Annotated in this window: 24 protein-coding genes; 11 read left to right on the forward strand and 13 right to left on the reverse strand. The window is 72.3% G+C overall.

Annotated features, from left to right (window positions below):
- Positions 1 to 57 precede the first annotated feature (57 nt).
- The 4 genes from K3769_RS06040 to K3769_RS06055 all read right to left on the reverse strand — a co-directional run bounded on the left by K3769_RS06040 (position 58) and on the right by K3769_RS06055 (position 3976).
- The gene (locus K3769_RS06040) at positions 58 to 1575 is read right to left on the reverse strand and encodes an MFS transporter (protein ID WP_267025413.1); all 1518 of its coding nucleotides are present in this window, start codon (positions 1573 to 1575) and stop codon (positions 58 to 60) included.
- Complete coding sequence (locus tag K3769_RS06045; RefSeq protein WP_267025414.1) at positions 1572 to 2123, reverse strand: TetR/AcrR family transcriptional regulator; 552 nt, start codon at positions 2121 to 2123, stop codon at positions 1572 to 1574. Before K3769_RS06045 ends, K3769_RS06040 begins: the two co-directional genes overlap by 4 nt.
- A 130-nt stretch (positions 2124 to 2253) precedes the next feature.
- Positions 2254 to 3225 carry an aldo/keto reductase gene (locus tag K3769_RS06050; RefSeq protein WP_267025415.1) on the reverse strand — a complete coding sequence of 324 codons (972 nt, stop codon included), beginning with the start codon at positions 3223 to 3225 and terminating at the stop codon, positions 2254 to 2256.
- A gap of 76 nt (positions 3226 to 3301) precedes the next feature.
- The gene (locus K3769_RS06055) at positions 3302 to 3976 is read right to left on the reverse strand and encodes a TetR/AcrR family transcriptional regulator (RefSeq protein WP_267025416.1); all 675 of its coding nucleotides are present in this window, start codon (positions 3974 to 3976) and stop codon (positions 3302 to 3304) included.
- A 108-nt stretch (positions 3977 to 4084) separates the two neighbouring features.
- Between K3769_RS06055 and K3769_RS06060 the strand changes: the two genes are divergently transcribed.
- Entirely contained in the window at positions 4085 to 5068 is a 984-nt protein-coding gene (locus K3769_RS06060; protein WP_267025417.1) for a quinone oxidoreductase family protein, read from the forward strand.
- A 28-nt stretch (positions 5069 to 5096) separates the two neighbouring features.
- On the opposite strand, the gene argH is transcribed toward K3769_RS06060, so the two are convergent.
- On the reverse strand, positions 5097 to 6530 hold the full coding sequence (gene argH / locus K3769_RS06065; protein ID WP_267025418.1) for an argininosuccinate lyase: 1434 nt from the start codon (positions 6528 to 6530) through the stop codon (positions 5097 to 5099).
- Between the two features lie 355 nt (positions 6531 to 6885).
- Between argH and K3769_RS06070 the strand changes: the two genes are divergently transcribed.
- The 6 genes from K3769_RS06070 (at position 6886) to K3769_RS06095 (ending at position 12460) form a co-directional block, all read left to right on the forward strand.
- Entirely contained in the window at positions 6886 to 7767 is an 882-nt protein-coding gene (locus K3769_RS06070) for a hypothetical protein (RefSeq protein WP_267025419.1), read from the forward strand.
- A 166-nt stretch (positions 7768 to 7933) separates the two neighbouring features.
- Positions 7934 to 8521: a pyridoxamine 5'-phosphate oxidase family protein gene (locus K3769_RS06075; RefSeq protein WP_267025420.1), complete on the forward strand. Its 588-nt coding sequence runs from the start codon at positions 7934 to 7936 to the stop codon at positions 8519 to 8521.
- Positions 8522 to 8524: 3 nt separating this feature from the next.
- Positions 8525 to 9226 (forward strand): L,D-transpeptidase family protein, encoded by a 702-nt coding sequence (locus K3769_RS06080; RefSeq protein ID WP_267025421.1) that lies wholly within the window; start codon positions 8525 to 8527, stop codon positions 9224 to 9226.
- 193 nt (positions 9227 to 9419) lie between these two features.
- Entirely contained in the window at positions 9420 to 10748 is a 1329-nt protein-coding gene (locus K3769_RS06085; protein ID WP_267031260.1) for a ferredoxin reductase family protein, read from the forward strand.
- Between the two features lie 64 nt (positions 10749 to 10812).
- Complete coding sequence (locus K3769_RS06090; protein ID WP_267025422.1) at positions 10813 to 11661, forward strand: FMN-binding protein; 849 nt, start codon at positions 10813 to 10815, stop codon at positions 11659 to 11661.
- A 61-nt stretch (positions 11662 to 11722) separates the two neighbouring features.
- The gene (locus tag K3769_RS06095; RefSeq protein WP_267031261.1) at positions 11723 to 12460 is read left to right on the forward strand and encodes an FAD:protein FMN transferase; all 738 of its coding nucleotides are present in this window, start codon (positions 11723 to 11725) and stop codon (positions 12458 to 12460) included.
- A gap of 163 nt (positions 12461 to 12623) precedes the next feature.
- Here K3769_RS06095 and K3769_RS06100 read toward each other — a convergent pair whose 3' ends face one another.
- The 5 genes from K3769_RS06100 to argC are packed head-to-tail and all read right to left on the reverse strand — an operon-like array spanning position 12624 to position 17549.
- A complete protein-coding gene (locus tag K3769_RS06100) occupies positions 12624 to 13160 on the reverse strand; it encodes an arginine repressor (protein ID WP_267025423.1) in 537 nt (178 codons plus the stop codon).
- A gap of 18 nt (positions 13161 to 13178) precedes the next feature.
- Complete coding sequence (locus K3769_RS06105; RefSeq protein ID WP_267025424.1) at positions 13179 to 14471, reverse strand: acetylornithine transaminase; 1293 nt, start codon at positions 14469 to 14471, stop codon at positions 13179 to 13181.
- Positions 14468 to 15376, reverse strand: a complete 909-nt coding sequence (gene argB / locus K3769_RS06110) for an acetylglutamate kinase (RefSeq protein WP_267025425.1) — start codon at positions 15374 to 15376, stop codon at positions 14468 to 14470. Before argB ends, K3769_RS06105 begins: the two co-directional genes overlap by 4 nt.
- Positions 15373 to 16524 carry a bifunctional glutamate N-acetyltransferase/amino-acid acetyltransferase ArgJ gene (argJ, locus tag K3769_RS06115; protein WP_267025426.1) on the reverse strand — a complete coding sequence of 384 codons (1152 nt, stop codon included), beginning with the start codon at positions 16522 to 16524 and terminating at the stop codon, positions 15373 to 15375. The genes argB and argJ overlap by 4 nt, the downstream gene beginning before the upstream one ends.
- On the reverse strand, positions 16521 to 17549 hold the full coding sequence (gene argC, locus K3769_RS06120) for an N-acetyl-gamma-glutamyl-phosphate reductase (protein WP_267025427.1): 1029 nt from the start codon (positions 17547 to 17549) through the stop codon (positions 16521 to 16523). Before argC ends, argJ begins: the two co-directional genes overlap by 4 nt.
- 47 nt (positions 17550 to 17596) lie before the next feature.
- On the opposite strand from argC, the gene K3769_RS06125 reads away from it, so the two are divergent.
- Positions 17597 to 19372 carry a protein kinase domain-containing protein gene (locus K3769_RS06125; RefSeq protein ID WP_372514870.1) on the forward strand — a complete coding sequence of 592 codons (1776 nt, stop codon included), beginning with the start codon at positions 17597 to 17599 and terminating at the stop codon, positions 19370 to 19372.
- A 48-nt stretch (positions 19373 to 19420) separates the two neighbouring features.
- Positions 19421 to 19879, forward strand: coding sequence for a DUF6314 family protein (locus K3769_RS06130; RefSeq protein WP_267025429.1), 459 nt, complete (start codon positions 19421 to 19423; stop codon positions 19877 to 19879).
- Here K3769_RS06130 and K3769_RS06135 read toward each other — a convergent pair.
- The 3 genes from K3769_RS06135 to K3769_RS06145 all read right to left on the reverse strand — a co-directional run bounded on the left by K3769_RS06135 (position 19861) and on the right by K3769_RS06145 (position 22468).
- Positions 19861 to 20445, reverse strand: a complete 585-nt coding sequence (locus tag K3769_RS06135) for a histidine phosphatase family protein (protein WP_267025430.1) — start codon at positions 20443 to 20445, stop codon at positions 19861 to 19863. The genes K3769_RS06130 and K3769_RS06135 overlap by 19 nt on opposite strands.
- A gap of 89 nt (positions 20446 to 20534) precedes the next feature.
- Positions 20535 to 20972: a GNAT family N-acetyltransferase gene (locus K3769_RS06140; RefSeq protein ID WP_267025431.1), complete on the reverse strand. Its 438-nt coding sequence runs from the start codon at positions 20970 to 20972 to the stop codon at positions 20535 to 20537.
- Positions 20969 to 22468 (reverse strand): aminotransferase-like domain-containing protein, encoded by a 1500-nt coding sequence (locus tag K3769_RS06145; protein WP_267025432.1) that lies wholly within the window; start codon positions 22466 to 22468, stop codon positions 20969 to 20971. Before K3769_RS06145 ends, K3769_RS06140 begins: the two co-directional genes overlap by 4 nt.
- Here K3769_RS06145 and K3769_RS06150 point away from each other — a divergent pair.
- The gene (locus tag K3769_RS06150; RefSeq protein WP_267025433.1) at positions 22467 to 23492 is read left to right on the forward strand and encodes a DMT family transporter; all 1026 of its coding nucleotides are present in this window, start codon (positions 22467 to 22469) and stop codon (positions 23490 to 23492) included. The two genes, K3769_RS06145 and K3769_RS06150, sit on opposite strands and share 2 nt — an antisense overlap.
- Before the next feature lie 92 nt (positions 23493 to 23584).
- Positions 23585 to 23782, forward strand: a complete 198-nt coding sequence (locus K3769_RS06155; protein ID WP_267025434.1) for a DUF1918 domain-containing protein — start codon at positions 23585 to 23587, stop codon at positions 23780 to 23782.
- Position 23783 lies beyond the last annotated feature (1 nt).

Here is a 23783-nt window from a genome sequence, read left to right on the forward strand (position 1 = left end):
GTTTCCACGTGAGCGTCGCCCGGGGTTGAGCGTGCCGTTTCCCGCGCCCCTTTGCGGCTATAGCTTTTCGTTTTTCAGGAGGGTCCAGGCTGCTGCTGATGCGGCGAGGAGGACTGTGGCGCCCAGGCCCGAGGCCAGGGCGACGCCGTCGACGAAGGCCGTGCGGGCCGCGTCCAGCAGGGGCTCGGGGGTGGCGAGAGCCGAGGAGGCTTCCACCGCTCCGCCGAGGGACTCGTGGGCCGCGGCGGCCACGTCCCGCGGGGTGCCCGCGGGTGCCGTGAAGCCCGCGTAGACGCCCGTGACGATCGAGCCGAGCAGCGCGATCCCGAGGGCCGCCCCCAGCTCGTACGCCGTCTCGGAGACCGCGGACGCGGCGCCCGCCTGCTCCTTGGGCACGCTGGAGAGGATCACGTCGGCGGTCACGGTGAAGGAGAAGCCCGCGCCGACGCCGACCACCAGCAGGACCGTGCCGAGGAGCGGATAGCCGGTGGACGCGTCCAGCACGGTCAGCGCGGCCAGGGCGAGCCCGATCGCGGCGAGACCGCCCGCCACGACGGCCCGTACCGAGTACCTGCGAGCGAACGTTCCTGCGACCAGCCCCGCCGCCACCGCGCCCACCGCGGCGGGCAGTTCGGCGAGGCCGGCCTCCAGCGGCCCGCGTCCCTGGACGAGTTGCAGGTACTGCGAGAGGAAGAAGACCACTCCGGACAGGCCGAGGATGGTCAGCAGGTCGGCCAGTACCGCCCCGGAGAAGCCGCGGTTGCGGAACAGCCGCATGTTCAGGAGCGGGACGGGGAGGGTGAGTTGGCGGCGTACGAATCCGTACAGCGCCGCCACCCCCAGCAGCGCCGCCGCGCCCGCCGTCACGTTCGGGCCGTGCGAGGCGGCCTCCTTGATGCCGTACACGACGCCCACCATGCCGACGAGGGACAGCACGACGCTGGTCAGGTCCCAGGGGCCGGGTTCGGGGTTGCGGGACTCCGGCAGCAGCTTGATTCCGACCAGGACGAGGACCGCCATCACCGGCAGGTTGATCAGGAAGACCGAGCCCCACCAGAAGTGTTCGAGCAGGAAACCGCCGAGGACGGGTCCGACCGCGGTACCGGCCGAGGCGGTGGCGCCCCAGATCCCGATGGCCAGGCTGCGTTCGCGCGGGTCGTGGAAGAGGTTGCGGATGAGGGCGAGCGTGGCGGGCATCAGCGTGGCACCCGCCACACCGAGCAACGCCCGCGCCACGATCAGCAGTTCGGGCGTACTCGCGTACGCGTTGAGCACCGAGACCAGGCCGAACGCGACCGAGCCGACGAGCAGCAGCTTCTTGCGGCCGACGCGGTCGCCGAGGCTGCCCATGGAGACGAGCAGACCGGCGATGACGAACGAGTAGACGTCACCGATCCACAGGAGCTGGTTGCCGGTGGGCTTCAGGTCCTCGCTGATGTAGGGGGTCGCGAGACCGAGGACGGTCGCGTCGACGGCCACCAGCAGCACGGCGAGGACGAGGACGGAGAGCGCGAGCCAACGGCCCGGTCGCTTCTCCGCCTCCGCCGCGGACGCCGGCCGCGTCGTGCTGGTCATGATTCCTCTCTCCGTAGTGCGCCGCCGAGCAACAGCTCGACGATCATGTACTGGAAGTCCTTGGCCGCCACCCGGCCCTCGCTCACGGCCCACGCCCCGGAGACGAAGAGCCCGTAGAGGGCCTCGGTGAGCCACGCCGGGGTCAGGTCGATACGGAACTCGCCGCTCTCCTGGCCCCGCCGGAACAGTGCGGCGATGCGGGCGTCGATACGGGCCCAGCCCGCGTTCAGCTCCCCGCCCTCGAACAGCTGGTTCTCGGCGTAGAGGAAGCCGAGCAGCCCCGCGGCGCTCTCGAACCCGCGCACCAGCCGGCGTACGGCCTCCGAGGCGGCGCCGTCGTCGAGCCGGGCCGCGTCCAGCGCGGCCTCGCACTCCTGGATGCCCAGTTCTTCGAGTGCCCGGACGAGGGCGTCGCGGCCCGCGAACTGGCGGTGCAGGGTCGCCCGGCTGATCCCGGCCGCCTTCGCGACCTCGTCCATGGTGGCGGTGGCTCTGCGGGTCAGTAGGGCGGCTGCGCTGCGCAGCACGTGTTCACGGTCGACGGCCATGAGACAACCATAGACCATATGAGACACACGTGTCTCATGGGAGACGTATGGCTCTCACTGGAGGGAGGTGAGGGATCGGGGAGGTCGCTGCGTCGGGATCGCGGAGGTCGCCGCGTCGGGATCGGGAAGGTCAGTGCCAGGGCAGCGAGCCGCGGTGCTGCCAGTACGCGCCAGGCTCCTCCGCCAGCATGTCGAGACGGGCCACCTGGCCGTCGTCGAGGTCGACCACCGCCGCGTGCAGGTTGGACCCGAGCTGATTGGTGGTGGCCGCGCCGGACAGGACGACGCCCGCCCAGGGCCGGCGCAGTACGAAGGCGAGGGCGACCGCGTCGGAGCCGACACCCGCCTCCTCCGCGATACCGCGCACGGCGACCGGCGCGTGCGGGTCGGCGAGGCGGCCGTTGGCCATGCCCTCCTTGATGATCACGGTGAGTCCGGCCTCGTGGGCCTCGGCGAGCGCGGGGCCCGCGGAGGTGTCCAGCACGTTGTAGGTGGCCTGGACGGTCCGGAAGAGAGGGGTCGAGCCGACGGTCACGGCGAGCGCGGCGCGGATCGCGGCGGCCTGGGCGGGACCGCTGGTGGAGAAGCCGACGGTCAGGCCCCGCGCGGCGGCTTCGGCCAGTTCGGCGTGGAGTTCCTTGTCGGTGAGCGCCGGGCTCTCGGGCGTCACGGAGTGGATCTGGTACAGGTCGAGGCGCTCGCCCAGCAGCTCGGCGGTCTCGGCGCGCTGGCGCTCGTACGTGGCGAGGCTGTGGTCCTTGACCTCGTGGGCCTCGGCGTCGGTGCGCCAGTCGGCGGTGTAGGTGTAGCCCCATTTGCTCCCGACGACGATGTCGTCGATACCGGGGTGCGCGGTCAGCCAGCTCGCCAGGAACTCCTCCGAGCGGCCGTACGAGCGGGCGGCGTCGAAGTAGCGGACGCCCTGGGCGTAGGCGGCGTCCAGGAGTTCGTGGGTGCGGGTGCGCAGCGCTTCGACACTGCGGTCCGCCCCGAGGTCCTCGTCGCGGCCGAGGGTGAGGTAGCCGGGGCGACCGATCGCCGCGAGGCCGAGGCCGATGTGGCAGGTGGGGGTGGTGGCGGTGGCCAGTCGGGCGAAGGGCATCGCGAGCTCCGTTGGTCGGCTCCGGGTCGGCTGTCCGACCAACGTATCCCGATGACCTTCGGGCGGGGGCCGCGGTTCAGGACGGGACGTGTCCCGGGGAGCCGTGGGCCGCGAGCGGGAGGCTGCGCAGCGACAGCGCGCTCGGCGCCGGCAGCGCTCCGTGGGCCGCCTCGGCGCGGAACGACTGGAGCAGATAGGCCACCAGCCGCCGGGACGCCGCACGGTCACCCGGCAGAGCGGTGACCAGACCGCAGTGGGACAACAGGGCCACGGCGAGGTCGGACGGATGGAAGTCGGCCCGCAGCGCGCCCGCCGCCTGAGCCCTTCGAACCAGGGTCAGGATGTCCCGCTCGTCCTGTTCCCGTACCCGCGCGCCCTCTCGCACGCTGTCCGGAAAGGCCGCGACGAACGCCGCCGGGAAGCCCCTTTCCTCCCGTTGCAGTTCGCAGACCGTCTCGAACAGCCGCTGGAAGCCCCGCCATGGATCGGGGTCGGCCAGCGCGTCGGTGAGCGCCCCGGCGCAGATGTCCATCTGGTGGGCGAACGCGGCCCGCACCAGGGCGTCCCGCGTCGGGAAACGCCGGTACAGCGTCGCCACGCCGACCCCTGCCCGCCGGGCCACGGTCGCCATGGGCGCGTCGATGCCGTGGTCGGCGAAGACCAGGCGGGCGGCGGTGAGGATGCGTCGCTGGTTCCGCCGGGCGTCCGCCCGCAGACCGTCCTGCCCCGCGATCCGAGAGGAATCCCCCACCACTGTCTCTCACCTCCGGCCAAGTGGACGATCTCGTCCACTTGCCAGCCTACGCTCGGCCCCGAGATCCCCCGCACGGCCACTGGTGGCGAAGGTGAGAACACGACGATGGACGACCGCGCGATGAAAGACGACCACACGATGAAGGCCGTACTGTACGACCGCTTCGGCGGCCCCGAGGTGCTGTACGTGGGCCGGGTACCGCGTCCCGAACCGGCACCGGGCGAGGTCCTCGTCCGGGTGCGCGCGTTCAGTGTGAACGGCGGCGAACTGGCCGCCCGTTCCGGTCGGATCCGCCTCCTCACCGGCCGGAGGTTCCCGCAGCGCGTCGGCCTCGACTTCGCCGGCGAGATCGCCGCACTCGGCACCGGCGCGACCGGCCCAGCGGTCGGTGACCGGGTGTGGGGCGTTCTGGGTCGCGGCTCCGGATTCGGCAGCGCCGCCGAGTACGTGACGGTGCGGCCCGAGCGGCTGGGCCCGGTCCCGCACGGGCTGGACCTCGTGGCCGCCGCCGCGCTCCCGGTGGCCACCACGGCCGTCACGGCCCTCCGCGACAAGGCCGCGCTGCGCCCCGGCGAACGGCTGCTCGTACGGGGCGCGGCGGGCGGCGTCGGCAACGCCGCCGTCCAGCTCGGACAGGCGTACGGCGCCGAGGTCACGGCCCTGGCCCGCGCCGCCAACCTCGACTTCGTCCGTACGCTCGGGGCCCGGCACGCCGTCGACCACCGGACCGCGTCCCCCGCCGACCTGGGGCTGTTCGACGTGGTCCTGGACACGGCGGGCACCGACCTGCCCGCCGTACGGCGGATGCTGAAGCCCGGCGGACGCATGGTCACCATCGCCTTCGACCTGACGCGGCCCGCCGCCTCGCTCGGCTACCTCGCGGTCAGCGCCGTCCACGGACGCGGCCGGGTGCGCTTCTTCAGCGGCGACCCCCGACGCGCGCTCTTCGACGACCTGGCCCGCGAGGTGACACAGGGCAGGCTGCGGCCGGCGGTGGACACGGTCTTCCCGCTGGAGGAGACGGCGGCGGCACACCGGGCGCTGGAGGCGGGCGGGGTACGGGGCAAGTACGTGGTCAGGGTCGACTGAGTGTCATGCCCCGAGAAGCGGCGCGGCCCTACCGCCTCGTCCTGGCCGTGGCCCACTCGCGCTGCGACGCCACGTCCGACTTCACCTCGGCGAGCTGGACGGCGACCGCGCTCGGCGCCGTACCGCCGCGCGCGTCGCGGGACGCCAGCGCGCCCGGTACGTTCAGGACGGACCGCACCTCCGGCGTGAGGTGCTCGGAGATCTTCGCGAACTGCTCGTCGGTGAGCCCGTCCAGCTCGATCCCGTCTGCCTCGGCGACCTTCACACACTCCCCCGCGACCTCGTGCGCGACCCGGAACGGCACGCCCTGCTTCACCAGCCACTCGGCGATGTCGGTGGCGAGCGAGAACCCGGCCGGCGCCAGCTCCTCCATCCGCTCGCGGTTGACCGTCAGCGTGGCCATCATCCCGGTGAAGGCCGGCAGCAGGACCTCCAGTTGGTCGCAGGAGTCGAAGACCGGCTCCTTGTCCTCCTGGAGGTCGCGGTTGTACGCGAGCGGGAGGGCCTTGAGCGTGGCCATCAGACCCGTCAGGTTGCCGATCAGGCGTCCGCTCTTGCCGCGCGCCAGCTCCGCGATGTCCGGGTTCTTCTTCTGCGGCATGATCGACGAGCCGGTGGAGAACGCGTCGTGGAGGGTGACGAAGGAGAACTCCTTCGTGTTCCAGATGATGACCTCCTCCGCGATCCGCGAGAGGTTCACGCCGATCATCGCCGTGATGAAGGCGAACTCGGCCGCGAAGTCGCGGGAGGCCGTGCCGTCGATGGAGTTGCCGACGCTGCCGTTCTCGAAGCCGAGGTCCTTCGCGACCGCCTCCGGGTCCAGACCGAGGCTGCTGCCCGCGAGCGCGCCGGAGCCGTACGGCGACACCGCGGTCCGCTCGTCCCACTGACGCAGCCGCTCGGCGTCCCGGGAGAGGGCCTGCGCGTGGGCCAGCACATGGTGGGCGAACAGCACCGGCTGGGCGTGCTGCAGGTGCGTACGGCCGGGCATCGCGACGTCCGGATGCGCCTCGGCCAGCCCGACGAGCGCGTCCTGGAGTTCGGCGATCAGACCGCCGATGATCCGGGCGTGGTCGCGCAGGTACATCCGGAAGAGCGTGGCGACCTGGTCGTTGCGGGAGCGGCCCGCGCGCAGCTTGCCGCCGAGGTCGGGGCCGAGCTGCTCCAGGAGCCCGCGCTCCAGGGCGGTGTGGACGTCCTCGTCCGCGACGGTACCGACGAAGGAGCCGTCCGCCACGGCGGCCTCCAGCCGGTCGAGGCCCGCGAGCATGCGGGTCAGCTCGTCGTCGTCGAGGAGGTGCGCCTTGTGCAGCACGCGGGCGTGGGCACGTGAACCGGCGATGTCGTAGGGCGCCAGCCGCCAGTCGAAGTGGACGGACGCGGACAGCTTCGCCAGGGCCTCGGCGGGACCGTCGGCGAACCGGCCGCCCCAGAGCCGTACGTCACCACTGTTGCTGCTCACTGGCTGCGCTCCTCAGAACGGTTCAGAACGGTAGGGAGAGAACGCCCGCGGGGGCGCACGTGGGGCGCGGAGAACTGCGCGGCCGGCCCTGTACGGCCCGCACACGACCACGCGCCGGCCTCGCCCCGCAGCATGTCACCGTGCCACCATGCATGAGTATGCAGACCTCTGCATGATTCGTCAATCTGGACCGCGCGAACGGGCCGCACCGAGCGCGGCAAGTGAATTTCCGCGCTCATTGAACACGGGAAACCGCTTACCCGTACTTCACCGCGAACGCCGGCGCCGCGTCCGTGAAGCACCTTCGAACCCCACGTCGAAGTCACCCCACCCCTGACCCAAGTGAGGCATCCCCATGTCCAGGGCTCTTCCGAAGTACAACAAGCGTCGCGTGGCGATCATCGGCGGTGCTGCCGCGGTGGCGTTGTCCGGAGCGGTGATCGCAGGTTCCGCCCTCGCCGGGGAGACGTCCAAGAACAACAACGGCCAGGCCGAGACCCTCGCGTCCCCCGGCACGATCAGCTGCCCCGCCGTCGACGGCAGCCTGCCCGCGATCCCGGCCTCCGCGCAGGACGAGGTCACCAGGAACCTCGCCCTCCTGGACACCCAGATCGCCGAGGCGAACAAGCGACTCGTCGACACCGTCGGCCAGGGCGGCGCCAACTTCGTCCAGAACGCCATCCTCGGCCCCCTGGAGGACAAGCGCGTCGCCACCCTCAACCGCATCGAGACCGCCATCGGCCGCACCGCCGACAAGCCCGAAGGCCTCGAAGCACTCGCCCCCTGCGAACTGAACGCAGGCGGCGCGGCCGACGCGGGTGGCGAGGCAGGCGAGGAGGCGGGCGAGGACGCCGGGGCCGAGCCGACCGGGGCGGCCACGGAAGAGGCCAGCGGGAACGCGGGCGGAGCCGATGACACCGGCGACGCGGGAGACACGGGCGCCGTCGGTACGGTCGACTGCCCCGCGGTCGAGGGCAGCCTGCCCGCGATCCCCGCCTCCGCGCAGGACGAGGTCACCAGGAACCTCGCGCTTCTGGACACCCAGATCGCCGAGGCCAACCAGCGACTGATCGACACCGTCGGCCAGGGCGGCGCCAACTTCGTCCAGAACGCCATCCTCGGCCCCCTGGAGGACAAGCGCGTCGCCACCCTCAACCGCATCGAGACCGCCATCGGCCGCACCGCCGACAAACCCGAAGGCCTCGAAGCACTCGCCCCCTGCGAACTGAACCAGTAGGGCAGGCCCTCCCCCACCCCCACGGGCGCCCCACGCGCCGGCCGGGGCGAGCCCGGGACCCGGGGCCACTCGGCCCACGGGTCCCGGAGCCCGTAGCCCGCTTCCCGTGCCCTTACCGTGTCAAATAGTTAGACAGGCGAAGGACTTTCGCCGATAATCGGCAACCATGGGAAAGACCTACGAACGCATAGACGGCCGCCTGCGTACGTTCATAGAGGCGCAGCCCCTCTTCTTCACCGCCACCGCGCCCCTGTCCGGCGACGGCACGATCAACCTCTCACCCAAAGGGCTGACCGGTTCGTTCGCCGTCCTCGACGACCTCACCGTCGCCTACCTGGACTTCGCGGGCAGCAACGCCGAGACGATCGCGCATCTGCGGGAGAACGGCCGGATCACCCTGATGTGGTGCGCCTTCCAGGGCCCGCCGAACATCGTTCGCGTACACGGCAGGGGCGAGCCCGTCTTCCGCGACGACCCGCGTTTCGGGGAACTCCTGGCGCGCTTCCCGGACATCGACCCGTTCGCGCACGGCCTGCGGGCGATCATCGTGGTCACGGCCGAACTCGTCCGCGACACCTGCGGTTACGCCGTCCCCTTCATGTCGTACGACGAGGACCGCGACCTGCACGCCAAGCGCTTCGCGCGTGAGGACGACGCCTCGCTGAACGCGTACTTCCAGAAGAAGGAGCATGTGGAGAGCAGCCTGGACGGACTACCCGGGCTGCCGCTTCCGCTGCCGCCCAGTACCGTCTGACGCATGCGCCCCGGAGCCGCCGCACTCGCGATGCTGTCCCTCCTCGCCCTGGCCGCGGGACCGGCTCCCGAGGGGCGGACTCCGCTGCCCGAGCGGATGGCGGACACCGGTGGCGGGAGCCAGCTCATCACCGCGCGGGCCGCCCGGACCTCCGCCACGACCGGCACGGTCACCTGGTGGGACCGGCGCGGCGGGCGCTGGGTGGAGGCCGGTTCCGCACCCGCCCGCTTCGGGGCCGGGGGGCTCGTCGAGGGCGGCTCCCGCAAACAGGGCACGAACACCACACCCACGGGTCTGTACGACCTGCCGTACGCCTTCGGTGTCGAACCGGCGCCCGCGGGGACGCGCACGCCGTACCGGCCGGTGCGGCAGACCTCCTGGTGGTGCCAGGACAACTCCTCCCGCGCCTACAACCGGTGGACCGACCCCCGCCCGGCCGACTGCCGCGCCGCCGAGTCCGAGCACCTGATCTCGTACGGGACGCAGTACGCGTACGCCCTCGTCGTCGGCTTCAACTACGCGCGGCCCGTGCGCGGGCGGGGAGCGGGGATCTTCCTGCACGTCAACGGGCGCGGGGCGACGGCCGGTTGCGTGTCCGTGCCCAAGGACGCCATGCGGCACATCCTGAACTGGGCCGAGCCCGCCCGCGAGCCGCACATCGCCATCGGCACGGACGACGGACCGACCGCCGTCATCCGCTACTGAACCCTCACCCTCAGGGGGCGGCTGCCTGTGGTGAGAGCCCGTGTCAGCAGTTCACGGCTTGTCCCGCGGGCCGTTGAACACACCGCCGCCCCGGGACGTACCAGTGGGCCAAGGGGTCACTCCCCTTCCCAGCGTCCCCCACGGAGGAACCGTGAGCACGATCGCCGGCGGTCGCGCCGCGCGGCGCCAGACGATGCGCCGTATCCGCCCTCGCCGCTCCCCCGCCATCGCCCTGCTGATCGCCGTGTGGGCGGGCGCGGCGGGAGTCGTCTGGCTCTGGTGGAGCAACACGCCGGCCATCGCCGACGACAAGGGCCGCATCCTGAACGCGGGCCGGATCACCGGTCTGCTCGCCGGATATCTGATGGCTCTCGTGGTCCTGCAGATGGCCCGGGTGCCCGCCCTGGAACGCCGCGTCGGCTCGGACCGGGTCGCCCGCTGGCACGCCATGAGCGGCCGTTACATGCTCTGCCTCGTCCTCGCCCACATCGGACTGACGATGTACGGCTACGCGCTCCAGGCGAACACCGGGGTCGTGGACCAGACCATCGACTCGGTCAAGACCCTGCCCGACATGGGCAAGGCGGCGATCGGCACGGGTCTGCTGCTGTTCATCGGCCTGATCTCGGTGGGCGGACTGCGCAAGAGGATCCCGTACGACACCTGGTACCACATCCACCTGCTCACGTACGTCTCCGTGTACCTGTCCTTCTGGCACCAGCTGTCCACCGGCAACGACTTCGCCGTCGAACCGGCCGCGACCACGGCCTGGTACGCGCTGTACGGGACGGTCACCGCGCTGGTCATCTGGTACCGGGTGGTCACGCCGGTCAGGCTGAACCTGCGGCACCGGATGCAGGTCGAGGAGGTCGTCGAGGAGGCGCCCGGCATCGTCTCCGTGCTGATCAGCGGGAAGCGGCTGCACCGGATCGGTGCCGAGCCGGGGCAGTTCTTCCGCTGGCGGTTCATGGCGCCGGGCATGCGGCTCAGCTCGCACCCGTACTCGCTGTCGGCCGCGCCGCGCCCCGGCCTGCTGCGGATCACCGTCAAGGCGCTGGGCGACCACAGCACCGCGCTGAAAGGGCTGAAGCGGGGCACGCGGGTGTGGGCCGAGGGCCCGTACGGCGCGCTGACCGCGTCCCGGCGCAGCCAGGGGAAGGTGCTGCTGATGGCCGGCGGTGTGGGCATCACCCCGATGCGCGCGCTCTTCGAGACACTCCCGGCGGCACGGGGCGACCTCACCCTCCTGTACCGGGCCAACAGCACCCAGGACCTGGCGCTGTGGGACGAGTTGTCGGCCATCGCCGACGAGCGCGGCGCACGGCTGATGTACGCGGTGAACAGCCCCGACGGGGAGCGCCCCGACATCAACCCCGAGACGCTGCGCCAGAAGCTGCCCGACATCGACGACCACGACGTGTTCCTGTGCGGGCCGCCCGGCTTCGCCGAGGGCGCGTACACCGCGCTTCGCGGCGCCGGCGTGCCCGCCCGCCGCATCCACCACGAGTCCTTCGAACTCTGAGAACGCTGAGCACTTCGAGAACGCTGAGCACTTCGAGAATCCTGAGGAACGGGAGTCCGGACCCATGAAGAAGAGTCATCCCCTGCGCCGCATCGTGCTGGCCGGTGCCGCCACGGTGTCCGGGATCGTCCTGCTGCTGTCGCTGAAGCCCGCGTCGGACCCGGCGGCGGCGTCCGCCGACGGCGCGGCGCAGCAGCAGGCCTCGGCCGCGCCGCAAGGTTCCGGCGGAGTGCAGGCGGCGGGCGGCACCGCGGCCCAGACGCTCACCGGTGACGTCGTCAAGACCGAGTACGGCAACGTGCAGGTGCGGATCACCGTGGCCGGCGGGAAGATCACGTCGGCCGCGGCCCTCCAGTCACCGACCGGCGGGCGCAGTACGACGGTCAGCACCGACGCGGTGCCCAAGCTGAACAAGGCGGCCGTCACGGCCGGCACGGCCGACATCGACGCGGTCTCCGGGGCCACCTACACCAGCGGGGGTTACAAGAAGTCGCTCCAGTCGGCGCTGGACAAGGCGGGGGCGCCGGGCGGCGGTTCGGCCGAGGCGAGTGGTACGGGTGGCGGGACCGGCGGCGGCACGGGCGGGACCGGCGGCGGTGGTTCGGGCGACGCGAGCGGGTCCGGGGCCGGGGCCGCGCAGGCGAAGACCGTCACCGGCAAGGCCGTCACGACCGAGTACGGGCCCGTGCAGGTGCGGATCACCGTGAGCGGCGGGAAGATCACCAAGGCCGAGGCGGTGCAGCAGCCCAAGGGCGGTCGCAGCGACCAGGTCAACGGTGACGCCGTGCCGAAGCTGAACGCGGCGGCGGTCGCCGCGGGCAACGCCGACATCGACGCCGTGTCCGGGGCCACCTACACGAGCGGTGGCTACAAGGAGTCCCTGCAGTCGGCCCTGGACCAGGCCGGTGGCTGAACCCGCGGAACCGACCGGGTCCGCCGAGGCGCCCTTCGCGGTGCGTCACGCGGAGGAGGTGATGGGGACGGTCTTCTCCTTCGACGTACGAGGGGGTGAACCGGAGGCCGTGCGGGACGCGTTGGCGGCGGCGGTCGCCCAGCTCCACGTGGTGGACGAGGTCTTCAGCACCTACCGGCAGGACAGCCAGATCTCCCGGCTGGCGCAGGGGCTGCTGACCGTGGACCAGTGCGATCCGGAGGTCGCCGAGGTACTGGAACTGTGCGCCGAGGCCGAGCGGTTGAGCGACGGCTGGTTCAGTTCGACGTACGCGGGGTCCCTCGACCCGACCGGCATCGTGAAGGGCTGGTCCGTCGAGCGGGCGGCCCTGCTGCTCGTGGAGGCCGGGGCGAGCGGGGTGAGCGTGAACGGCGGGGGCGACGTGCAGATGTACGGCGTGCCGGGGCCGCACCGACCCTGGCGGGTGGGGGTGTCCGACCCGTTGCGGCCCGGGGGGCTGGCGGCGGTGGTCTCGGCGGCGGGGGTGGACCGGCTGGCGGTGGCCACGTCGGGGTCCGCGGAGCGGGGGACGCACATCGTGGATCCGCGTACGGGGCGCTCCGCGGTGACCGATCTGGTGGCGGTGACCGTGGTCGGGCCGCGGATCACGTGGGCGGACGCGTGGGCGACGGCGGCGTTCGCGATGGGCTCGCGGCAGGCGCTGGCGTGGCTGGAGTCCCTGCCGGGCATCGAGGCGCTGCTGATCACGGCGGGGGACGAGGTCCGCTGCACGGGAGGTCTGGCCGACCGGCTGGGCTGACCACCCACCTGGCCCCGCTCGGTGCGGGCCCCCGCGCAGTTCCCCGCGCCCCTGAAAAGCCCGACCCCCACCCACACCCGCCGGCACACCATGGTTCCCCGCGCCGTTCCCCGCGCCCCTGAAAGACGGGGCTGCGCCCCTGTTTTTCATACCCGGGGTTCGCTCAGTGGTGGTTCTGCGCCAGCCGCAGGAGGTGGTCCGCCAGAGCCTGCCCCCCGGAGGGATCCCTGCTGATCAGCAGGAGCGTGTCGTCGCCCGCGATCGTCCCGAGGATGTCCTGCAACTCCGCCTGGTCGATGGCCGAGGCGAGGAACTGCGCGGCGCCGGGCGGAGTGCGCAGAACCACCAGGTTCGCCGAAGCCTCCGCGGAGATCAGCAGCTCCGCGGAGAGCCTCCGCATCCGCTCCTCCTTCGCCGACTCCCCCAGCGGAGCGCGAGGGGTCCGGAAACCCCCCTCGCTCGGCACCGCGTAGATCAGGTCGCCGTCGTTGTTGCGGATCTTCACCGCGTTCAGCTCGTCCAGGTCCCGGGACAGCGTCGCCTGCGTGACGTGCAGCCCGTCGTCGGCGAGCAGCTTCGCCAACTGGCTCTGCGAGCGCACCGGCTGCCGGTTGAGGATGTCCACGATCCGGCGGTGGCGTGCGGTGCGGGTCTGCGGAACCGCAGGTCCCGCCTGGTCGTGATCCTGCGCCTGAGTCATCGTCGTCTCATTCTCCGGTCATTCCCCGGCTCGTCCGTCCCCGGTGGACCCGCTGGTCCCGTGGGTCCCGCGGCTCCCGTCGCTCACCGTGTCGAGAACACCGGGAAGGGCCCCGAGGAACGTGTCCACCTCGTCCTCGGTGATGTTCAGGGGCGGCATCAGCCGTACGACATCGGGGGCGGGCGCGTTCACCAGGAGGCCGGCGTCCTGAGCCGCCTGTTGCACGCGGGGCGCGAGCGGCTCGGTGAGCACGATACCCAGGAGGAGCCCCGAGCCCCGGACATGGTCGACCAGCGGGTGTCCGAGCGCCTCGATTCCCTCGCGCAGTTTCTCGCCGGCCCGCTTCACGTTCTCCAGCAGGCCCTCCGACCCGATCGTGTCGAGGACGGCGAGCCCCGCCGCGCAGGCGACCGGGTTGCCGCCGAACGTCGTGCCGTGGTGACCCGGCTTCAGGAACTGGGCGGCACGCCCGAAGGCGACGGTCGCGCCGAGCGGCAGGCCGCCGCCGAGGCCCTTCGCGAGCGTGACGATGTCCGGCAGGACCCCCTCGTGCGCCTGGTACTCGAACCAGTGCCCGGTCCGGCCGACCCCGGTCTGCACCTCGTCCAGGACGAGCAGGCTGCCGGTGGCCGCGGTGATGGCACGGGCCGCCTTGAGGTAGCCGGGGGGCGGTACGACGACACCGTTCTCGCCCTGGATCGGCTCGATGACGACCAGCGCGGTGTCCTCGGTGACGGCGGCGGCCAGCGCCTGCGGGTCCCCGTACGGGACATGGGTGACGTCGCCCGGCAGCGGCAGGAACGGATCCCGCTTGCCCGGCTGGCCGGTGAGCGACAGCGCGCCCATGGTCCGGCCGTGGAAGCCGCCGTCGGTCGCCACCATGTGCGGGCGGCCGGTCAGCCGGCCGATCTTGAAGGCGCCCTCGACGGCCTCGGCCCCCGAGTTGCAGAAGTACACGCGGCCGTCCCGCCCGAAGAGCTGCAGGAGCCGTTCGGCGAGCGCGACGGGCGGCTCGGCGACGAAGAGGTTGGAGACGTGGCCGAGTGAGGCGATCTGCCGGCTCACGGCCTCGACGATCGCCGGGTGCGCGTGGCCGAGCGCGTTGACCGCGATGCCGCCGACGAAGTCCAGGTACTCCGTGCCGTCGGCGTCCCACAGCCTGGTGCCGGCGCCGCGGACGAGCGGCAGCCGGGGGGTGCCGTAGTTGTCCATGAGCGCGCCCTGCCAGCGCTGGGTGAGCGCCTCGTTGGCGGTGCTGCCGGTGCTGCTGGTGCTGCCGGTGTCGGCAGCGTTGGCGGTGTTGGCGGTCATGCGTCAGCGTCCCCCTCCGCATCGGGCACGACCATCGTGCCGATGCCTTCGTCCGTGAAGATCTCCAGCAGGATCGAGTGCTGGACCCGGCCGTCGATCACGCGTGCGGTGTTCACGCCGTTGCGTACGGCGTGCAGACAGCCCTCCATCTTCGGCACCATCCCGCTGGCCAGCTCGGGCAGCAGCTTCTCCAGCTCCCTGGCGGTGAGCCGGCTGATGACCTCGTCGGAGTTCGGCCAGTCCTCGTAGAGGCCCTCGACGTCGGTGAGGACCATCAGTGTTTCGGCGCCCAGCGCCGCAGCGAGTGCCGCAGCCGCCGTATCAGCATTGACGTTGTAGACATGTCCGTCGTCCTGACTGCGGGCGATCGAGGAGACGACCGGGATCCGGCCGTCGGCGAGCAGTGCCTCGATCGCGCCCGTGTCGATCGCGGTGATCTCGCCCACCCGCCCGATGTCGACCAACTCCCCGTCGATCTCGGGCTGGTGCTTGACGGCGGTGATGGTGTGCGCGTCCTCGCCGGTGAGTCCCACGGCGAGCGGACCGTGCTGGTTGAGCAGTCCGACCAGTTCGCGCTGGACCTGGCCGGCGAGCACCATGCGTACGACGTCCATGGCGTCCTCGGTGGTGACCCTCAGGCCCGCCTTGAACTCGCTGACGATGCCGTGCCGGTCCAGGGCCGCGCTGATCTGGGGGCCGCCGCCGTGCACGACGACGGGCTTGAGCCCCGCGTGCCGCAGGAACACGACGTCCTGGGCGAACGCGGCCTTCAGGTCCTCGTCGATCATGGCGTTGCCGCCGAACTTGATGACGACCGTCCTGCCGTGGTGCCGGGTCAGCCAGGGCAGCGCCTCGATGAGGATCTGCGCCTTGGGCAGCGCGGTGTGCTTACGGGTGGCGCTCATGACGAGTACGCGCTGTTCTCGTGGACGTACTCCGCGGTCAGGTCGTTGGTCCAGATCGTGGCGGTCTCGGTGCCCGCCGCGAGGTCGGCGACGATGTGGACCTCCCGGTAGCGCATGTCGACCTGGTCGCGGTCCTCGCCGACGGAACCGTTCTTGCAGACCCAGACGCCGTTGATGGCGACGTTCAGCTGGTCGGGCTCGAAGGCGGCGGAGGTCGTGCCGATGGCGGAGAGCACGCGGCCCCAGTTGGGGTCCTCGCCGTGGATCGCGCACTTGAGGAGGTTGTTGCGGGCGATGGAGCGGCCCACCTCGACGGCGTCGTCCTCGCTCGCCGCGTTGACGACCTCGATCCTGATGTCCTTGCCGGCGCCCTCGGCGTCCCGGATCAGCTGCTGGCCGAGGTCGTCGCAGACGGCCCGTACGGCCTCGGCGAACTCCGCGTACCCGGGGGTGACTTCGGAGGCGCCGGAGGCGAGCAGCAGCACGGTGTCGTTGGTCGACATGCAGCCGTCGGAGTCGACCCGGTCGAAGGTGACCTTCGTGGCCGACCGCAGCGCCCGGTCCAGGGTGTCGCTGTCGACGTCGGCGTCGGTGGTGAGGACGACGAGCATCGTGGCGAGGCCGGGGGCGAGCATGCCCGCGCCCTTGGCCATGCCGCCGACGGTCCAGCCGTCGCCCTGCACGACCGAGGTCTTGTGGACGGTGTCGGTGGTCTTGATGGCGATGGCGGCCTTCTCGCCGCCGTGTTCCGACAGGGCCGCGGCGGCCTGCTCGACGCCCGGCAGGAGCTTGTCCATGGGGAGCAGGATGCCGATGAGGCCGGTGGAGGCCACGGCGACCTCGGCCGCGTTCTGTCCGAGGACCTCGGCCACCTTCTCGGCGGTGGCGTGCGTGTCCTGGAAGCCCTTGGGTCCCGTGCAGGCGTTGGCGCCACCGGAGTTGAGGACGACGGCGGTCAGCCGGCCGCCCTTGAGGACCTGCTCGGACCACAGCACCGGCGCGGCCTTCACGCGGTTGGAGGTGAAGACGCCCGCGGCGGCGGCGCGGGGCCCGTTGTTGACCACGAGGGCCAGGTCGGGGTTGCCGTTCTCCTTGATCCCGGCGGCGATGCCGGACGCCGTGAATCCCTTGGCTGCCGTGACACTCACGGTGCGACTCCGATCGTGGAAAGCCCGGTGGCCTCGTCGAGTCCGAGGGCGATGTTCATGCTCTGGACGGCACCGCCCGCGGTGCCCTTGGTGAGGTTGTCGATGGCGCTGACCGCGATGATGCGCCCCGCGGCGGCGTCGTACGCGACCTGCACCTGAACGGCGTTGGAAGCGTGGACGGACGCGGTGGCCGGCCACTGCCCCTCGGGCAGCAGGCGGACGAACGGCTCGTCCGCGTACGCCTTCTCGTAGGCGGCCCGGACGGTTTCCGCGGTGACGCCGGGCTTCGCCTTGGCGCTGCAGGTGGCGAGGATGCCCCGGGACATCGGGGCGAGGGTCGGGGTGAAGGAGACGGTGACGGGCCCGTCCGCGACCGCGCCGAGGTTCTGGATCATCTCGGGGGTGTGCCGGTGGCCGCCGCCGACGCCGTACGGGGACATGGACCCCATGACCTCGCTGCCGAGCAGATGTGTCTTGGGGGACTTGCCGGCGCCCGACGTCCCGGACGCGGCCACGACGACGGCCTCGTTCTCGGCGAGGGAGGCCGTGTAGGCGGGGACGAGGGCCAGCGTCACGGCCGTCGGATAGCAGCCGGGCACGGCGATGCGCTTCGACCCTTCCAGCGCCGCGCGGGCACCCGGCAGCTCGGGGAGCCCGTAGGGCCAGGTCCCGGCGTGCGGCGAACCGTAGAACCGCTCCCAGTCGGCCGCGTCCTTCAGCCGGAAGTCGGCGCCCATGTCGACGACCAGGACCTCCGGGCCGAGCTGCTCGGCCACGGCGGCGGACTGCCCGTGGGGCAGCGCGAGGAAGACGACGTCGTGGCCCGCGAGGATCTCGGCCGTCGTCTCCTGGAGTACGCGGTCGGCCAGCGGGAAGAGATGCGGCTGCAGGGCGCCGAGCCGTTGTCCCGCGTTGGAGTTGCCGGTCAGGGCGCCGATCTCGATCTCGGGGTGCACCAGGAGCAGACGCAGCAGTTCCCCGCCCGCGTACCCACTCGCTCCGGCCACTGCCGCACGTACCGCCATGGAACCCTCCTCTGGGATGGCATGACTATACGTTTCGCTGCACGTTTATGCAATCTTCCCTGAGTGAGGGCCAGTGCCACGGGGGCTATATTCTTCGTCCTCAGGGCGGAATCAGGGAACGGTGGCACCGGAACCGGCATCCCGCCGCAGAGGTCTTGGACACCAGCCCCGTCCCTACGGACGCGTGTGTTCCGACTGCCTGGAGGGCGTGTCAGGTGTACCCACTGCAGGATTCCGACCCGACGAACATAGGTCGCTACCGTTTACTCGGCCGACTCGGTTCCGGAGGTATGGGAAGCGTCTACCTCGGCCGCACCCCAGGGGGACGGCCCGCCGCCGTCAAGGTCATCAACGCCCATCTCCAGGACGACCCGGCGGCGTTGCAGCGCTTCCGCCGCGAGGTGGAGACGCTCGGGACCGTCCGTAACGCGTTCACGGCCGCGCTCATCGACGCCGAGGTGGACAGCCCGCCGTTCTGGATGGCGACCGAGTACGTGCCCGGTCCGACGCTGGCCGACGCCGTCGAGACCTCGGGGCCCTTTCCGGTCGACCTCGGCCGCGCCGTGCTGGCCGCCCTGGCCGAAGGGCTCGCCGACGTCCACGTGCACGGGGTGCTGCACCGCGACATCAAGCCGCAGAACGTCATCCTGTCGGCCACCGGGCCCCAGCTCATCGACTTCGGGATCGCCCGCAGCGACGAGATGTCGAACATCACGCAGGTCGGCACGGCCATCGGCACCCCCGGATTCATCGCCCCGGAGACCCTGACCCGCAGCGAGGCCGGACCGCCGTCCGACGTGTTCGCGCTGGGCGTCACCCTGGCCTACTGCCTCACGGGCCGTCCGCCGTACGGACAGGGCTCGCTGGCCACCGTCTCGTACCGCACCGTCCACGAGGACATGGACCTGGCCGGGATCCCCGCCGAGATGGCCGAGCTGATCGCGCTGTGCGCGCACAAGGACCCGGCGCGGCGCCCGGCGCCGCAGCGCATCGTGGAACTCTGCGACAGCGAGACCGACATCGTGGGGCATCCCGCCTACCAGCGGATCATCGCCATGGCGGCCTCGGACACCGCCGCGACCGCGACGGTGGCCGCGGCTCCCGTGTCATCGCCCGCCCCGGCGGCACCGTACGCGCCCACGAGGGTCGACGCCGCCCCGCCGGGCAGCCCCGTGCCGGCCCCGGCGACCGCCGCGCAGACACGGTTCCTGCCTCCCCCGACGCAGGCCGAACCGGCCGGCGCGTCCGCTCCCGGCACGCGACCCGGCCGGCTGCGCCGCAGGCCGCTCATCGCCGGCGGTGCCGTGGTCGCCGTCGCGATCGTGGTGGCCACGGTGGTCGCCCTGGAGAACTCCGGCTCGGCCGACGAGGCGAAGGACCCCAAGCCGTCCACGAGCCGCAGCAGTTCGCGCGGGAGCGCGGACGGCGCGAAGGCCCCGGACGCGAGCAAGAAGCCGACGAACCCCGCGCCCCTGCCGGAGACACTGTCGGTCCAGCCCCGGCAGACCCTGGGACCCGGTGAGTTCCTGCAGGCCGCGCGGGTGAAGCTGATCATGCAGCCGGACGGCAACCTCGTCGCCTACGACGAGAACGACAAGGCCACCTGGGCCTCCCGCACCTCCGGCGAGAACTACAAGGCCGTCTTCCAGGAGGACGGCAACCTGGTCGTCTACACCCCCGACGACAAACCGGTGTGGGCCACCAACACGGGCTACCCCGAGGGAGGAGCCGTCCTCGAACTCCGCGCCGACGGCAGCTTCGCCATCACGAAGGACGGCCAGGACCTCTTCCTGAGCACCGACGACACCACCGAGAAGGGCTGACCCGCAGGGCGCAGGATCACGTCGACGGGTGGGGAAGGAGGGGCCGCGATGACGGAGGGGACGGCCGGGTTCCGGCCGGTGGACGACGTGCTGGCGTACCTGGCCGGCGACTGGCGCGTGGAGCGCTCAGTGCGGGACCTCGCCAGCGGGGCGGCGGGCGCCTTCAGCGGGACGACGGTGTTCGAGCACCTGGACGGCGGCCCGGGGCTGCTCCACCACGAGTCCGGCACCTTCGTGTGGCAGGGCGTGGCCCGGCCCGCCGAGCGCACCCTCAGGTTCCTGCCGGGCGACCGGGCGAGCCGGGCCGACGTACGGTTCGCCGACGGGCGCCCCTTCCACGGCCTGGACCTCGCGACCGGCCGGTACGTCGCCGACCATCCGTGCTCGGCGGACCTCTACCGCGGCGAGTTCACCGTATACGACGCGGACCGCTGGCGGACGGTGTGGCGGGTCGGCGGCCCCGCCAAGGACCTGGTCCTCACGACGGACTACACGCGTTCGTACTGAGCGTCGAAGCGGAGGTTCCAGCGGCCGGCCCAGCCGATGAGGGTGGCTGTCGACAGCGGGCGGACGTCGAAGTTCCAGTACGTCGACGGGTGCGACTTCAGGGCATAGACGAGCGCGGCGCGGACGACCGCCGGCTCCGCCACGGCGACGATCCGGCCGCCGTCGTCGGCCGGGCGGGTGTCCAGCCAGCCGCCCACCCGCTGGATGAACTCCACCATCGGCTCGCCGCCGTGGGCCGCGGAGTACGGGTCGGCGAGCCAGGCGTCCACCGCCTCGGGTTCACGGGCCATCGCCTCCCCGAGGGTCAGCCCGCGCCAGCGGCCCATGTCGCAGTCCCGCAGCGCCAGCTGGACCAGCGGCGCGAGGCCCAGCGCGTCGCCGGTGGCCCGGCTGCGCGGGGTCGGCGAGCAGTACCGCAGCTCGGCCGCGGCAAGCGGAATGAGGGCATGGGCGACGCGCTGCACCTCGCCCCAGCCCGCCTGGTCGAGCGGCCGGTCGTCGTCGAAGCGCTCGGCGAGCAACGAGGAACCGCGGGCGGCGGCGATCAGCGTGACCCGAACATGCATGCGGCGATCGTGAGCGCCGGAACTGAGCAGGTCAAGAGGTGATCGGCGGCGCACACGGAATGCTCACGCCCGGGCGCCGGGACGGAAGATCATTCGAAGTTCAGTGCCATCCACCGGTCGGGCCGGTCCAGCGCCTTGAACCCGAGCTTCTCGTAGACCCCGTGCGCGTCATGGGTGGCGAGCACCACCCGGCGCAGACCGAGGGGACGCAGGTGGTCGCGGACGGCGGTGACCAGGGCGGTGCCGAGCCCCTTGCCCCGCGCGGACCGGTCCACGTACACGTCGCAGAGCCAGGCGAAGGTCGCCCCGTCGGTCACCACGCGCGCGTACGCCGCCTGGTCGCCCGAACCCGTCTCGTACGCACCGAAGTTGAGCGATCCGGCCATCGCGCTCTCCTGCTTCTCCCGCGGCCGGCCGAGCGCCCAGTACGCGTCGTCGGCGAGCCAGCGGTGGACCCGACCGACGTCGATGCGCGCGGGGTCGGTGGAGATCTCGTAGCCCTCGGGCGGGCCGGGTGTGTCGGTCATGGCGCGAGATTCGCAGGCCGGGTCGGAGCTGTCGAGCCGGTTTCGGCGCAGGCCGTGCGCAGTCGCCGGACCCCCTCGGTGATCTCGGCGGTGCTCGCGACCGCCGCGAAGCTGAGGCGCAGGTGGGCCGCCGGAGGTTCGGCGCTGAAGTAGGGGCGGCCAGGGGTGACGGCCACCCCCGCGCGCAGGGCGGCGGACAGCAGCGCCGCTTCTCCCCCGGAGCCGAAGGCCTGGGAGGTACCCCCGGTGCCGTCGGGCAGGCGCAGCCACAAGTGGTAGCCGCCGGACGGGATGTGCGGCAGGGCCAGTTCGGGCAGCCGCAGGCGCAGTGCGGCGACCATGGCGTCCCGCCGGACGCGCAGTTCGGCCGAGACGGCCCGCAGATGGCGGGGCCAGGCGGGCGAGCCGACGAGTTCCAGGGCCGCCTCCTGGAGCGGTCGCGGTACGAAGAAGGTGTCGACGACCTGGATGGCCCGCAGCCGTTCCAGTACGGGGCCGCGGGCGGCCAGCGCGCTCACCCGGAAGCTCGGCGAGGTGGCCTTGGTCAGCGAGCAGACGTGCACGACCACGCCGTCGGGATCGTCCGAGGCCAGCGGACGCGGCAGCGGCCCCGCGTCCTCGTGCACGAGCCGGCGTACGAAGTCGTCCTCGATGACGAACGCGCCAGCCTCGCGGGCGATCCGCAGCACCTCGCCGCGCCGCTCGGGGGCGAGCACCGCGCCGGTCGGGTTCTGGAACAGCGGCTGGCAGACGAAGACGCGGGCGCCGGTGGCCCGGAAGGCGTCGGCGAGGAGCGCCGGCTTCACCCCGTCCCGGTCCACCGGCACGGGCACGGGCCGCAGCCCGGCCGCGCGGGCGATCGCCAGCATGCCGGGGTACGTGGGCGACTCGACGAGGACCGGGGCGCCGGGCGGGGCGAGGGCGCGCAGCGCGGTGGTCAGCGCGGACTGGCCGCCGGCCGTGATGAGTACCTCGGCGGCGGTGATGGCGCCGCCGATGCCCCGCGCGAACCATTCGCGCAGTTCGGGCAGCCCGTCCACCGGCGGGCGCGCCCAGACGCCCGGGCGGCGGCCCGCCCGGGACAGCGCCGCGGCCATCGCCCGTTCCGGCTGGAGCGAGGGGTGCAGATAGCCGCCGTTGAACTCGATGACTCCGGGCGGCGGCGCGGCCAGTGAGACGAGCACGCCCGAGGCGTCCACCGTGCGGGGTACGAGGTCGGTCGTGGCGTCCGCGCTGAGGGCGACCTCCTGCCAGGAGGTGTCCCCGACGGCGGGACCGGCGGCGCGCGGCTCGGCCCGGAACGCCCCCGCTCCGGGCCGGGTGACCACCAGCCCCTCGGCGGAGAGCTGGGCCAGCGCCCGGGACACGGTCACGGGACTCACCCGGAACCGGTCGACGAGGACGCGACTCGACGGCAGCTTTCCACCGGGAGAGTAGCGGTGCAGCTCATCCCGCAACCGCTCGGCCAGTTCAGCGACGCTGCTACGCTCATGCATGAGAGCAGAGAATAGCGCTACCGCACGGACCTCGATAGCGGTGCCCGGCGCACCCCGTGCGGCCGACCGGCCCGGCGGCACTCCCGGCGGCACTCCCGGCGGCTTCTCCGGCGCCACTCCCGGCGGCTCCTCCAGAGACGGGGACGTCCGGGGCTCCGGTCGGCCGGATCCTCGTACCGGGACCCTCCTGGCCGCGCTCGGGGTCGTCGCCTTCTCCCTCACCTTCCCCGCCACCGCGTGGGGCCTGGAGGGCTTCGGCCCCTGGTCGCTCGTGGCGGTGCGGAGCGTCCTGGCCGCGATCGTGGCGGGCGGCTGTCTGCTCGCCCTGCGCGTCCCGCCGCCCGGCCGCCGCCACTGGGCGGGGCTCGCCGTCGTCGCCGCCGGAGTCGTGCTCGGCTTCCCGATGCTCACCACGCTCGCCCTGGAGACGTCGACCACCGCGCACGCCGCGGTCGTCGTCGGTCTGCTCCCCCTGACGACCGCCCTGTTGTCGGCGCTGCGCGTCGGCACCCGGCCCTCCCGCACGTTCTGGGCGGCGGCGTCCGCGGGCGCCGCCGTGGTCATCGCGTTCACCGTGCAGCAGAGCGGCGGCGCCCTGAGCAGCGCGGACGCCTACCTCTTCGGCGCCCTTTTGATCTGCGCGGCGGGTTACACGGAGGGCGGCAGGCTGGCCCGGGTGATGCCGGGCTGGCAGGTCATCGGCTGGGCGCTGGTCCTGTGCCTGCCGCTCACGGTGCCGGTGGCCGCGGTCGCCCTGTCCTACGAGCCCGTGGAGCTGACCGCGCACAGCGTCACCGGGCTGCTGTGGGTCGCGGTGGGCTCGCAGTTCCTCGGCCTGGTCGTCTGGTACCGCGGGATGGCCGCGATCGGCATACCGAAGGCCAGCCAGCTGCAGCTCGCGCAGCCGCTGCTCACCCTGGTGTGGTCGGTGCTGCTGCTGGGCGAGCAGCTGACCCCGGCCGCCCCGCTGACGGCCGCCGCCGTCCTCGTCTGCATCGCCGTCACACAACGGGCCCGGGGCTGACCGGTTCGTCCGGCCCGTCCCCAACTCGCGCCACCCGCCGTACACTTGCGGTCACGAATCGCCACTCCCGTGCGAACGAGGAGGCCCTCCAGATGCAGGCAACCGTAGGCGACCAGCTGCTGGTGCACGGCAGGATCGTCGGGCAGCACGACCGGGTCGCGGAGGTCATCGAAGTGCTCGGACAGCAGGGAAGTCCCCCGTACCGGGTCCGCTTCGAGGACGGTCACGAGACCCTGATGTCTCCCGGCCCCGACTGCGTGGTCCAGCACCACGAGGACACCCCCCGGTGAA

It is taken from the genome of Streptomyces ortus, assembly GCF_026341275.1.
GTDB classification, from domain to species: Bacteria; Actinomycetota; Actinomycetes; order Streptomycetales; family Streptomycetaceae; genus Streptomyces; species Streptomyces ortus.